Origin of the sequence: Sporosarcina sp. FA15, assembly GCF_051550195.1 — a bacterium.
GTDB classification, from domain to species: domain Bacteria; phylum Bacillota; class Bacilli; order Bacillales_A; family Planococcaceae; genus Sporosarcina; species Sporosarcina psychrophila.
On record NZ_CP188818.1, the window covers coordinates 4,220,534 to 4,233,817 of the forward strand.

At 39.0% G+C, this 13,284-nt stretch carries 12 protein-coding genes and 1 riboswitch; of the genes, 10 read left to right on the forward strand and 2 right to left on the reverse strand.

What is annotated here, in order from left to right:
• The first annotated feature begins 350 nt into the window (after window positions 1–350).
• The 4 genes from ACP8HG_RS20050 to rlmD all read left to right on the forward strand — a co-directional run bounded on the left by ACP8HG_RS20050 (window position 351) and on the right by rlmD (window position 4,863).
• Window positions 351–1,697, forward strand: a complete 1,347-nt coding sequence (locus tag ACP8HG_RS20050) for a cytochrome ubiquinol oxidase subunit I (RefSeq protein WP_067205639.1) — start codon at window positions 351–353, stop codon at window positions 1,695–1,697.
• Entirely contained in the window at window positions 1,694–2,719 is a 1,026-nt protein-coding gene (locus ACP8HG_RS20055; protein ID WP_438297762.1) for a cytochrome d ubiquinol oxidase subunit II, read from the forward strand. The genes ACP8HG_RS20050 and ACP8HG_RS20055 overlap by 4 nt, the downstream gene beginning before the upstream one ends.
• A 13-nt stretch (window positions 2,720–2,732) precedes the next feature.
• On the forward strand, window positions 2,733–2,852 hold the full coding sequence (cydS, locus tag ACP8HG_RS20060; RefSeq protein ID WP_399630682.1) for a cytochrome bd oxidase small subunit CydS: 120 nt from the start codon (window positions 2,733–2,735) through the stop codon (window positions 2,850–2,852).
• 649 nt (window positions 2,853–3,501) lie between these two features.
• Window positions 3,502–4,863 (forward strand): 23S rRNA (uracil(1939)-C(5))-methyltransferase RlmD, encoded by a 1,362-nt coding sequence (rlmD, locus tag ACP8HG_RS20065; RefSeq protein WP_438297763.1) that lies wholly within the window; start codon window positions 3,502–3,504, stop codon window positions 4,861–4,863.
• A 50-nt stretch (window positions 4,864–4,913) separates the two neighbouring features.
• Here rlmD and ACP8HG_RS20070 read toward each other — a convergent pair whose 3' ends face one another.
• On the reverse strand, window positions 4,914–5,612 hold the full coding sequence (locus tag ACP8HG_RS20070; RefSeq protein ID WP_421102218.1) for a dihydropteridine reductase: 699 nt from the start codon (window positions 5,610–5,612) through the stop codon (window positions 4,914–4,916).
• Between the two features lie 1,277 nt (window positions 5,613–6,889).
• Between ACP8HG_RS20070 and ACP8HG_RS20075 the strand changes: the two genes are divergently transcribed.
• The 6 genes from ACP8HG_RS20075 (at window position 6,890) to ACP8HG_RS20100 (ending at window position 11,737) form a co-directional block, all read left to right on the forward strand.
• On the forward strand, window positions 6,890–7,732 hold the full coding sequence (locus ACP8HG_RS20075) for a phosphate ABC transporter substrate-binding protein (protein ID WP_438297765.1): 843 nt from the start codon (window positions 6,890–6,892) through the stop codon (window positions 7,730–7,732).
• A gap of 59 nt (window positions 7,733–7,791) precedes the next feature.
• On the forward strand, window positions 7,792–8,706 hold the full coding sequence (pstC, locus tag ACP8HG_RS20080) for a phosphate ABC transporter permease subunit PstC (RefSeq protein ID WP_340766290.1): 915 nt from the start codon (window positions 7,792–7,794) through the stop codon (window positions 8,704–8,706).
• 1 nt (window position 8,707) lies between these two features.
• Window positions 8,708–9,535 (forward strand): phosphate ABC transporter permease PstA, encoded by an 828-nt coding sequence (pstA, locus tag ACP8HG_RS20085; protein ID WP_067205651.1) that lies wholly within the window; start codon window positions 8,708–8,710, stop codon window positions 9,533–9,535.
• Between the two features lie 76 nt (window positions 9,536–9,611).
• Window positions 9,612–10,382, forward strand: coding sequence for a phosphate ABC transporter ATP-binding protein PstB (pstB, locus tag ACP8HG_RS20090; protein ID WP_067213825.1), 771 nt, complete (start codon window positions 9,612–9,614; stop codon window positions 10,380–10,382).
• A 19-nt stretch (window positions 10,383–10,401) separates the two neighbouring features.
• Entirely contained in the window at window positions 10,402–11,055 is a 654-nt protein-coding gene (gene phoU, locus ACP8HG_RS20095; RefSeq protein ID WP_187046613.1) for a phosphate signaling complex protein PhoU, read from the forward strand.
• Window positions 11,056–11,170: 115 nt separating this feature from the next.
• On the forward strand, window positions 11,171–11,737 hold the full coding sequence (locus ACP8HG_RS20100; RefSeq protein WP_438297766.1) for a DUF4256 domain-containing protein: 567 nt from the start codon (window positions 11,171–11,173) through the stop codon (window positions 11,735–11,737).
• Between the two features lie 105 nt (window positions 11,738–11,842).
• On the opposite strand, the gene dapA is transcribed toward ACP8HG_RS20100, so the two are convergent.
• Window positions 11,843–12,727 (reverse strand): 4-hydroxy-tetrahydrodipicolinate synthase, encoded by an 885-nt coding sequence (dapA, locus tag ACP8HG_RS20105; protein ID WP_187046615.1) that lies wholly within the window; start codon window positions 12,725–12,727, stop codon window positions 11,843–11,845.
• 122 nt (window positions 12,728–12,849) lie between these two features.
• Window positions 12,850–13,027, reverse strand: a riboswitch (Lysine riboswitch).
• Window positions 13,028–13,284 lie beyond the last annotated feature (257 nt).

The window sequence follows — 13,284 nt, forward strand, 5'->3', positions numbered from 1 at the left end:
CACAATATTCCGTCCTCCGGCAAGCAGGTACTTTGCTACATATTTGTTGAAATAAAGAATTTCATTGAATTCATTAAAGCTATTCATTGTTGAACGCCTTCGTTCACTTTTTATATTGGTATTCACTTGTTCAACATGTCTAGTCACAAATAGTTCATGTAAATCGTTTTAAACGTAACTACTGGGTGGTATAGAGGGTATACAATAGAATCATGATGTATTTGAAAGGACATGGTGCAAGTGTACAAAATACATGAAAAAAGACTTATATGGCTTGCATTTATTATTGCAGGAATTATGCTGTTATCAATTTTCGGTAAAATCTTCGGGAGCTAAAGGGGGATACGCAGATGGGAAATGAAGAAGCAGTCTTTTTTTCAAGGGTCTTAACCGAAACAACTTTATCATTCCATATTATTTATGCAACAATTGGCGTCGGAGTACCGTTGATGATTATGATCGCACAATGGGTTGGCATAAAGAAAAACGATGATCACTATATTTTACTTGCACGACGTTGGGCAAGAGGTTTTATCATTACAGTTGCCGTTGGTGTCGTAACAGGAACCGCAATCGGTTTACAATTATCCTTGTTATGGCCTAATTTCATGGAACTTGCAGGGAACGTCATTGCACTTCCGTTATTTATGGAGACGTTTGCATTCTTTTTTGAAGCAATTTTCCTCGGTATTTACTTATATACATGGGATCGTTTTGAAAACCAAAAGAAACATTTTCTATTACTTATTCCGGTTGCCATCGGAGCATCCTTTTCTGCGGTGTTCATCACAATCGTTAACGCATTCATGAATGCACCAAGAGGGTTTGATATCGTTAATGGTGAATTCGTTAACGTCAATCCGCTACTTGCGATGTTCAATCCAGCGATGCCGACGAAAGTGGCACACGTTGTTGCGACTTCTTATATGACAGCTGCTTTTGTGCTTGCAGCGATTGCAGCGTTCCGTCTGTTAAAAGGTTCGAATCATGAATACCACAAAAAAGCACTTTATCTAACTATGAAAGTTGGGCTTGTCTTTGCAATTGCATCAGCAATTATCGGTGACTTCTCAGGGAAATATTTAGCGGAGTATCAACCTGAAAAATTGGCTGCCGCAGAATGGCATCTTGAAACAAGTGAAAATGCGCCGCTGATAATGTACGGCATTCTCAAAGATGGAGAAGTTAAATATGCCATCGAAATACCATATGCATTATCATTCCTTGCACACGGTAGTTTTACTCAAGAGGTAGCTGGTCTGGATCAATTCCCTGAAGATGAAGTTCCGCCACTTTACATCCATTACTTATTCGACATAATGGTGTCAATTGGTATTTGGATGACCCTTCTATCGGGCGTATTTTGGTTAGGGGTTCAACGAGGTTGGAAAATGGTTGCTACGAAATGGTTCCGCTGGCTTATCGTACTCGGTGGCCCTCTAACACTAGTAGCGATTGAAGCCGGTTGGTGGCTTGCTGAAGTTGGTAGACAGCCATGGATTCTAAGAGGTATTATGCGAACGCAGGACGCTGCTACGACGAGCGGACATGTTGACTCCATGCTTATCTTGTTCTGCTTGCTTTATCTTGTCCTAGGAGTCGGTAGTATAGTCGTACTGAGAAAAATGTTCCGAAACAATCCAGTTGAACGCGAAATTGAAGATCGTGATACGGAGAAAGGCGGCGACGTGCTATGACACTCGAGATACTAGGCATATCCGTTCTATGGACTTTCCTGTTCGGTTATATACTGATTGGTGCCATTGACTTTGGAGCAGGTTTTTTCAATGCCTACAGTACGCTCACTGGCCGTCAGCATATTTTGACCAACATTATTCAGCGCTATTTATCGCCTGTTTGGGAAGTGACCAACGTTTTCTTGGTGTTCTTCTTTGTGGGGATTATTGGGTTTTTCCCGAAAACAGCGTTTTATTATGGAACGACGTTATTAATCCCCGTCAGCATTGGGATTATCCTACTGGCCATCCGTGGTTCCTATTATGCATTTGAGACATACGTGGCACGTGGACACAAAGGGTATTCGTTCATGTACGGCCTTGCCGGAATACTTATTCCAGCATCGCTGTCCATCGTACTTACCATTTCTGAAGGTGGATTTATCGACATGGTAAACGGCAATCCCGTACTCGATTATTGGAGGCTGTTCTCCAGTCCGTTGACCTGGTCGATCGTTGTGCTAAGCATCGCCGCAACGCTTTATATATCGGCGGTATTCCTGACTTGGTATGCGAATAAAGCACGTGATGTTGCAGCGACGAATATGATTCGGAAATATGCGCTCATCTGGGCATTGCCGACGATTATCACAGCAGGGGGCATTATATTCGAACTAAGAAATCACAATCCGGAACATTACACTAACATCCAAAACTTCTGGCCCATGTTCCTTATCTCGTTTATCATGTTCATCGGAACGGTTTGGCTAATCTGGAAGCGCCGTAATTACGGTCTCGCGTTCCTATTGCTAGTGGGCCAGTTTGCCTTCGCCTTCTTTGGCTATGGTGCGTCCCATTATCCATACTTGTTGTACCCGTACTTGACGATTTACGACAGCTTCACGAACCCGGCCATGGCCATCTCGCTTATCGTGGTGTTCATCATGGGACTTGGGCTGCTGATTCCGTCATTGTACTTGCTCATGCGTCTATTCCTATTCGATAAAGACTACGTCCGCGGAAAAGGCGACTACCACGCATAAGGAGGAATGGTCCATGAATCACTTTTTAATGTTTTACGCACCTTTCATCGTCCTCATCGGGGGACTCGTCGTTGCGTTCGTTATTGCACCAATGGACGGAGCCATAAAGAAGCAGATTGAAAAAGAAAAGTAAAAGAGAGCAGACGTCGATTGTGGCGTCTGTTTTTTGTTGGTGATCAGTAGGCGGGCGTATGTGGGTGCGAACCGATCATAAGAGTAGGCAACTGATCCTAAGCGTATGCGAACCGATCCTAAAAGTAGGCAACCAATCCTAAGCGTGTGCGAACCGATCATATATGTAGGCAACCGATCCTAAGTGTGTGCTGACCGATCATATAAGTTGGTAGCCAATCATAAGTGCGTGCTGACCGATCATAAAAGTAGGCAAACGATCATAAGCGTGTGCTAACCGATCATAAAAGTTGGTAGCCAATCATAAGTGCATGCTGACCGATCATATAGGTAGGCAATCGATCCTAAGCGTGTGCTGACCGATCATAAAAGTTGGTAGCCAATCATAAGTGCGTGCTGACCGATCCTAAGTGTGTGCTGACCGATTATAAAAGTAGGCAACCAATCATAAGTGTACACTGACCGATCATATAGGTTAGTTTACCGATTATATGGGTAGACCAACCGAGCATATACAAGTGCCGACTAGCCAAAAAAAATCTACTCCCACAGTAAAGTACATGTATTGTCTAATAGATGCCCATGCGACATCTGTTTTTTCACCCTCAGCATGGTAAACTAAAGACATCTGAAATTTGGAGGAAAATATAATGTCATATAGTGTAAATAGAAACGATCGTCTCAACGTCTACGTAGAAGATTTAACGCACGATGGCTCGGGTGTAGCAAAAGTGGAAGGCTATCCGCTTTTCATTCCGGGTGCGCTACCAGGCGAAGAGGTTGATATACAAGTAGGTAAAACATTGAAAAATTACGGCTTTGCTAGGCTGTTAAATATAACGAAAGCATCTCCTGACCGTGTAAAGCCGCCTTGTAATGTGTTCTCACAATGCGGAGGATGCCAGATGCAACACTTGTCATATGAGGGACAACTGGTACAAAAACGTAAAACGGTTCGTGATGTGATGGATCGTATTGCGAAGCTTCCACATGTACCGGTACATCCAGTAAAAGGGATGGACGACCCTTGGCGCTACCGCAATAAATCACAAATACCTTTCAGTGAGAGAGACGGTAAAGTCATTTCCGGATTTTACAAATCGCGTACACATGACATCGTTGACACAGATATCTGTCTCATCCAAAGTCACGAGGCGGATGACCTAATGGCTATGTTGAAATATGAGCTACATGCAATCGGCGTTGATGCCTATGATGAAAAGACTCACTTAGGTTTGCTTCGTCACTTAATTGTCCGGAAAGGACGTACCTCAGGCGAAGTAATGGTTGTTTTAGTAACGCGCAAAAAGAAATTTACGCAGAAAGATGCAGCCATAGAACTTATTAAACGTGTCGTTCCTAATGTAACGTCAATTATGCAAAACTTTAACACCGAGAGAACGAACGTTATTTTCGGTGATGAAACAGTTTTGTTATACGGGAAACCGGTTATTGTCGATTCAATCGGCAACATCGATTTCGAAATATCTGCACGCTCTTTCTACCAAGTGAACCCTGTACAGACGGAAGTTCTTTACGGACAGGCACTAGAGTACGCACAGCTAACAGGAAATGAATCGGTCATCGATGCGTATTGCGGTATTGGTACAATTTCGTTGTTCATCGCACAAAAAGCAAAAGAAGTTTATGGCGTTGAAATCGTTCCCGAAGCAATCGAAGACGCTAAACGTAACGCGGAATTGAATGGCATAAATAACGCGCATTTCGAAGCAGGCCCTGCTGAAGTCGTCATTCCGAAATGGTATGCAGATGGCAAACGATTCGACGTGCTGGTTGTTGATCCACCGCGTAAAGGCTGCGACGAAGAACTTTTGAAAACAATTTTGGAGTATAAGCCAAAACGTGTTGTTTACGTATCGTGTAATCCAGGTACACTTGCACGGGATTTACGCATACTTGAAGATGGCGGTTATCGCACGCAGGAAGTACAGCCGGTTGATATGTTCCCTCATTCGAGTCATGTGGAGTGTGTGGCTTGGTTGGAGATTTGATTCGAGGATAAGGAAAACGGGAAAAGGTGAATCTTTTCCCGTTTTTAAAATCATAAAAACTCAGACAGTTGCTGTTGACGTTTATCGAGCATAATTTGTTCTGGTTTGATCCCTTGTTCACGCAGCAATTCAATATTCTGCATGAGGAATTCGTCACTGCCAACTATATAGAACTGTCCGTCTTTATCGGCAGTTAGATTTTTCACTTCTTCATAGTAGTCTTTCCGATTATCGACGAACTGTGATATGAATTTCTTATCAGGTGCAGATTCAAAAATAGTAGAGAATAGGAAATCCTTTGACGAATCGATGTTTAAGGAATGAACTTGATTGACGTTTTCCGCACGTTCAAAGTAATCAAGTACAAGTGGTCTGAAAGTTGCCAGGCCAACGCCTGAGGACAATAGATAAACATTTTTGTTTTCTCTTTTAAGTGGTATATTCGAATGAGTTTTAAATATTGCAACTTCATTGCCAACTTCAAGATTTCTTAAGGTCGCTTTAAACTCGGAGCAATGTTCTCTGATGCGTGTTGTAATGCCAATTGAATTTTCATGGGGTAACGTGGATATTGACATGTGGCGAATTAAGCCACGGTTCGGCTTATCTCCAGCGTTAAAACCTTTAAGTGCGAAATGAGTGTGGGAACCTTCCTCCCATGAAAAGTCCTCCGGACGATCGAGCAAGTATGTTTTCACTTCAGGAGTTTCTTCAATAATTTTATTTATTTTAGTCCAGTATATTTGCATTATACTCTCCCTTTACATTTATATTTTCTGTCACTATTAAATATATAGTAGTTGATAACGATTATCAATTAAATGGTTTTTTATTTCAAGTCTTGCAAAAAAACTTTAATTAAATCAGGTTAGCCAGAATGCTTAATAAAAAGTTCCTATGTAACATTGAACTATGAATCCAATGTTGCGTGCGAAAATTAATTTCTTCATGCTCACTTCTTGTTAGTTAAAGTATTTGATGGCAAACAACTATTTAAAAGGGAAGCAACTGAAATATATACATGAACGATGGTGTAGGTGAATACACATATGTCGAATGCGTTGCATGGTTGGAGATTTGAAACGAGATATTGAATGAAAGGTGAAGAATCGTTTTTAACTTGATTCTTCACCTTTTATGTTGAGTAATATATGCCAATCATGTAATTGGCTCTTATACAGACATAGTCAAACGATAAATAGACAAGGTAATTGTGAATTGGTATGGGGAATTTCATCGGTAAACTGGTTAGATAGAATAAATAGAGAGGTGTAGCCAAAGTATATAGTGCCATCTTTTATCCAATTGGAGATTTTCATATAATTTCTTTGATGCAATTCGAAACGAACAGTTTTATATTGTTACTTAAAAGCTTTATTCGAAGAGTTGGCATGGTTAGACTTACATACTATATAAATGTAAAAAGCTTGAGGATTCAAATTTGAATCCTCAAGCTTTTTACAATTCCAGTGTTTAATATATCGATTTTAAAAATAAATAAGAAACTAAATAAACAACATAGTTGATTTAAAGATTTTAAGCTCTTCCTAGCGGGTATAGAGATAACCAATAGGGCGTCCAAAATCAATTAGATTGCTCAAATAATCGGTCATAATCCCTTTACAGTTAATAGTTATTGGTCTGCTTACAAAGAAGGGAATATCACTCGGTAAACCTTCAAAACTATCAGTGGAACAAAAGGCGGTTCTTTTCGAAACTGTATTCTACGACATGACGAGATGATTACACAGCTTTGTATGAGACTATAAAATTGAAATCATGTATTCAATCTACTTAGAATAACTGTGAAATAAATGGAAGGTATTTAAGTTTTAATTTCAACTCATCCTAAGTTATCTTGTCGAGTATTAATTCTTAACAATTTTTAACATAAAGCATCTTGCTTTTAATGAAATTTACAAAAGCTTTACAAAATACCTGTTGAAAATTTACACTAGGCGATTATTCTAGTATTAGACAAGATACGACATAAAAAAGTTCCTAACCTATTTCTAGGAGGTCACAAATGACTAGGTTGAAAAGAGTGAAAATGGGATTATTAACGCTGTCTCTAATTACTATACTATCCGCATGTACAAGCAATGATGAACCTAACGGACAAGCGTCAAAAGGTAGTAACGCAACAGTGTCTATTTCAGGATCAACATCTGTAGGGCCGCTTGCTGAAAAACTAGCCCACAAATATTCAGAGCAAGACAATACGAATATTGAAATAAACCAAATTGGTTCATCTGCGGGTATTACCAACGCAATCAGTGGCGTGTCTGAAATCGGTATGTCTTCACGAGATTTAAAGGAAGAAGAAATAGCGAGTGGATTGAATGAAGTCGTTATTGCTTATGATGGAATTGTAGTAGTGACTCATCCAACTAACAAAATAAAAGATCTTACGATGGAGCAAGTAAAGAAGATTTTTACTGGAGTTGTGACGAACTGGAAAGAATTTGGTGGAGATGATATGGAGATCGTTGTTGTCTCTCGCGAGGATGGTTCAGGTTCACGTGATGCTTTCCAAGAAATTGTCGATTACAGTTCTGGCGAATTAATAAGAAATGCAATTATTGCAAGTGGTAACGGTAATATAAAAACAACAGTAGGGAACAATAAACATGCAGTGGGCTTTATCTCATTTGAATATATCGATGACTCCATTTCGACAATCGACATTAATGGCGTAGCAGCAAATGCAGAAAATGTTCTAAAAGAACAATACAGTTTGTCTAGACCATTCTTATTTCTATATAAAGAAGGTCAATTAACAGAGGATGGCCAACGATTTATAGATTTCATCTTAAGTGAAGATGGACAACTCATTGCAGCTGAAGCAGGAGCCATTCCTATAAAATAAAAAGATTCTTAAAGAAAAACAGAACCATAATTTTGAGTGTGATTTTGGAGGAATAAAGTGTGTCTATCCCAACAACTAACGAGCAGGCCGTAGCAATCGGTAAAGCAAATAAAAGGAAGTATTTGTTAGAGAAGGTGTCTTCAAGAATTTTCTTGATTTGCGCACTTCTTTCAGTTATCACTTTATTGTTAATCATTGGATTTGTATTTTATAAAGGAGCTCATCCCTTTGTAGCAGGTGGCTATAGCTTTATAGATTTTATTTTTGGTACTGATTGGGTACCGAGTGAAGATAAATTCGGTATATTCCCAATGATTGTTGCATCAATTTATGCAACAGTTGGAGCATTAATTATTGGGGTTCCTATCGGTTTATTTACAGCAATTTTCTTGGCGGAAATTGCCTCTAAAAAGGTAGCTAGAATTATTTCACCGGCCATTCAATTGCTAGCTGGTATCCCATCTGTATTATACGGTGTATTTGGACTTGCGATCATTGTTCCATTTTTACAGGATACGTTCGGTTTAGTGAAAGGACAAAGTTTACTAGCTGTTATTCTTGTGTTAGCAATCATGATGTTACCCACAATTGTGACTGTAGCAGAGACGGCGATTCGTGCGGTCCCTCATACATATCGTGAAGGATCATTAGCACTTGGCGTATCTCATATTGGGACAATTTTTAAAGTCATTGTACCAGCAGCTAAGTCAGGAATTATGACGGCAATCGTATTAGGTTTAGGTAGGGCCATTGGGGAAACGATGGCAGTTATCTTAGTAGCTGGTAATAGTTTAATCGTCCCTACGAGCCTTACAGATAGTGTTCGTCCACTGACGACAAATGTTGCTTTAGAAATGGGTTATGCATTCGGTACACATCAAGAAATGTTGTTTGCAACGGGAATTGTTTTATTCTCATTTATATTAATTTTGAATTTTGTATTAGCCAGAATCAGTGCGAAGGGTGGCAACTAAGATGAGGCAATTTAAAGATAACTTGTTACGTGGACTTTTATGGTTCTCGGCTTTCTTATCGGTTGCTGTCCTCGTTATGATTGTGGGGTTCATCTTTTATAAAGGATTTCGTTTAATCAGCTTCGATTTCATCTTTGGCGATTATTCACCAACTGGAGGCGGCGGTATTTGGCCAATGATTGTAACAACGGTCTACACAATTGTTATTTCATTGATCATCGCAACACCCATTGGGATATTAGCGGCCGTTTACTTGCAAGAATACGCGAAACAAGGGCGTTTGGTAAGAATCATACGTTTTGCAACAGAAAGTTTGACAGGAATCCCCTCGATTATTTACGGTTTGTTTGGGGCAGTATTCTTTGTAACAACCTTAAAGTTAGGTATGTCCATTATTGCTGCTTCATTAACATTAACGATTATTGTTTTGCCTGTCATCATCCGAACAACAGAAGAAGCATTGAAAACAGTACCGGCTTCCTATCGTGAAGGTTCGTTAGCACTTGGGACAACGAAGCTACAAACCTTATATAAGGTGATTTTACCTAATGCCATGCCGGGGATTTTATCGGGTATCATCCTCTCTGTTGGACGAATTGTTGGCGAGTCAGCTGCTATTTTCTTAACAGCCGGAACTGTTGCTGCCATGCCAAATGGAATCTTTTCATCGGCTCGAACGTTAACGGTTCATTCCTATTTAGTCACACAAGAATCGGGAGACATTGAACTTGCTGCAGCAGTGGGGATCGTCTTAATCGTTCTCATTTTGATCATCAACCTTTCAGCAACCTACATATCAAAAAAGTTAAACAAAGGAACCAACAAATAAGGAGTGCTTATCAATGAGTACAGCAGTAATGGAACCAGCAATCACACAAAATCAAGTAGGAAAGGTATTTGCGCATATGGAGCAACATAAAGTAGGTACATCGAAAATTAATGTAACGGATTTGAATTTATTCTATGGTGAGAAACAAGCGCTGTTCGGCGTCGATCTTGCTATTCGTGCAAATGAGGTTACTGCTTTAATCGGTCCTTCAGGTTGTGGCAAATCCACTTTTTTACGAACATTAAACCGAATGAATGATTTAATTGATGGTGTGAAAATTACAGGTGAAGTTGTCATTGATCATGAAAAAATTTATAATTCAAGTGATGTAATTAAATTACGCACAAAAGTGGGAATGGTATTTCAAAAACCAAATTTATTCCCAATGAGCATTTACGATAATGTTGCCTATGGTCCAAAGGGGCAAGGCATAAAAAATAAAAAAGAATTAAATCGAATTGTGGAAGAAAGTTTACGCGGAGCCGCGATTTGGGAAGAGGTAAAAGACCGTCTTAAAACATCAGCACTAGGTTTGTCTGGTGGTCAGCAACAACGTGTTTGCATTGCACGTGCCATTGCGATGAAACCAGATGTTATATTAATGGATGAGCCTACTTCCGCACTAGATCCAATTTCTACGTTAAAAGTCGAAGAACTAATCACGAAATTGAAAAAAGATTATACGATTGTTATTGTTACTCATAACATGCAACAAGCTGCACGAATCTCTGATAAAACAGCATTTTTCTTAAATGGAGAAGTTGTTGAATACGATGATACAGATAATATTTTCTCTACGCCAAAAGATCAAAGAACCGAAGATTATGTCACAGGTCGATTCGGATAACAGGGGGTAACAAAGGATCATGCGTGAAAACTTCGAGAAAAATTTAGAGGAATTAAAAAGTAAAATCACCGAAATGGGTGAACTATCAATTATTGCCTTAGAAAAATCAGTTAAAGCCTTGAAAATACAAGATGTTGAAATTGCTATAAAAACCATGGAGGGAGATACAGCAATAGATAAACTTGAAGTGGAAATTAACCAGTTTGCAATCTGGATTATGGCAAAAGAAGCGCCTATTTCAAGGGATTTACGCGAAATTATTGGTGTACTTAAAATTTCGTCTGAAATTGAACGGATTGCGGATTTTGCCGTAAATATTGCAAAATCAACCATTAAGATTGGTCAAACAACATCTTTACTGGAAATCACACATGTAGAAAAGATGAAAGACATATCAATTGAAATGCTCCGAAAAGCACTCCAATCTTTTTTAGAGGAAAATATGGTACTTGCTAAAGAAGTTGGCGACTTAGAGGATGAAGTGGATCAATGCAGTCGTGAAAACTATAAAAAACTGACTACGTATCTAAGTGAACATCCAGAAGAAACAAATCAGCTTGTCCAATTATTATTTGTAAATCGTTATCTTGAAAGAACAGCAGACCATATCACAAATATCGCTGAAAGCGCAGCATATTTGATTAAAGGTCAAATATATGATTTCAATTCATAAAATAAAAACGGAGGAGAAAAATGAAAAATTTTCTCCTCCGTTTTTATTTAAGGTAGCTCGTAATAAAAATTAAGAGTATTCTATACATAATAAAAAAATAGGGGAGGAAACTAGTATGACAAAGAGAAACAAGGAGTTGTCACTAGAACAACGTGAAGAATTACTCGAAATATTGAAAGCTCGTTTTGAGAAAAACATGAATCGCCATAAAGAACTTGAATGGAGTAAAGTCCAAGCGAAGTTGGAAGCGAATACTGAAAAACTATGGTCGCTTAATGAGTTGGAAATAACCGGTGGTGAACCGGATGTTGTTGGTCATGATAAAAAGTCGGGCGAATATATTTTTTATGACTGTTCAATAGAAAGCCCTAAAGGCCGTAGAAGTGTTTGTTACGACCTAGAAGCGTTGGAGTCAAGAAAAAAGCATAAACCAGAAAATAATGCTCTTGATATGGCTTCCGACATGGGCATTGAGCTTTTAACGGAAGAACAATACCGGGAGTTGCAGGAACTTGGAAAGTTCGATATGAAAACATCGAGTTGGGTGCAAACACCTGCCAATATTAGAAAACTCGGAGGGGCTATCTTTTGTGATTGGCGCTACGACACTGTCTTTGTGTATCACAATGGAGCAGAATCCTACTATGCTGCCAGGGGGTTCCGTGGCTCGCTGAGGGTCTAAATTTTGCACCCACTAAGCTTATAGACGATGAGATAGAGTGAGGGGTGCCAGGTTCTTATTGATTTGTGAATTGTTTTAGAACCTGGTACCTGTCACAATGGTTTATTAAAAAATTACTTTTTCATGGATATTTAGTGCTTGTTGTAGTGAACTTAGTTGTTCATCGTTTAAAGGAATCATAGGTAAGCGGACACCACCGACAGGGATTCCTTTTAAATTCAAAGCTGCTTTTACAGGTGATGGATTTGGAGCAGCAAAAAGTGCTTTCATTATAGGTAGTAGTCTACGATGATCCTTAGCGGCCTCTTGAATATTGCCGCTTTTGAAATGTTCAACCATCGTTTGCATTTCATTTCCTATAACATGGGATGCTACAGAAATAACACCTGTTCCACCAATTGATAACACTGGAATTGTTAAACCATCATCACCGCTATACAATGAAAAATCTTCAGGTGTATGAGTAATAATTTCGACCATCGCATCTAAATCACCGCTTGCCTCTTTAATAGAAACGATATTAGGTATTTTTGAAAGGCGAATGACTGTTTCAGCAGATATGTTGACAACACTGCGTCCGGGAACATTATAAAGTATAATCGGTAAAGATGTGACCTCCGAAATTGTCTTAAAGTGTTGATATAATCCTTCTTGAGATGGGTTGTTATAGTATGGCGCAACGAGCATAATACCATCGACACCTACATCTTCTGCAAGTATTGTTAGTTCAATTGATCCTTTTGTGTTGTTCGAGCCTGTACCAGCAATCACCGGAACTCTGCCATTCACAACGTCCACTGTAAACTTGAATAATTTGACCTTTTCTTCTTCTGTTAACGTCGGAGACTCTCCTGTTGTACCAGATACCACTAAGCCATCTGTTCCATTAGCAATTAAATAATTAATTAAGTTTTTTGTAGCTTGAAAATCAATTTCACCATTTTCATCAAAAGGAGTCACCATAGCAGTTAATACTTGTCCGAAATTCATTATTTCTCCACATCCTATAATTTATTTTAAAAAAATAGAGGAAGAAGGGCAGTTAGTGAATGAACGCAAAAAAGCAACAACAAGGGCTCGTTGTTGCAGTAGAAATAATAAATTATTTCTTTGCATAAGATAGCCCTCCATATAGTTTCCTATATGACAATTCTGTGTTTATTCAACACAGAACCAGCTTCAAGAAAATGAGATTCTCTCCACTTCGGCAAATTCCCCTTTCCACAAATGTCACAGGATCTCATCATCCTCCACGTGTGTACTGATGGTCTTTGCGCCTCTATCCTTACTTCAAAATTTTTGAAATAAGTGAATTTCTAATTAGACAAACCTTACCTCTATTCTAACGCAATTGCAAGGGAAAGGTGCCGAGTTCTAGAAAGGTTCTGAATTTAATGGGGACTTGATATTCTTTTAAATGTTATTTCGTCTGTTGATGACCCATTTATTTGAATAAAGTACTAGTGAGAAGGGCTTGATGACCTTCATTTTCACTGGACTATTTCCGGCACTCTTGCACGTTGTATAATGTGCTTCTTGCTTACTTT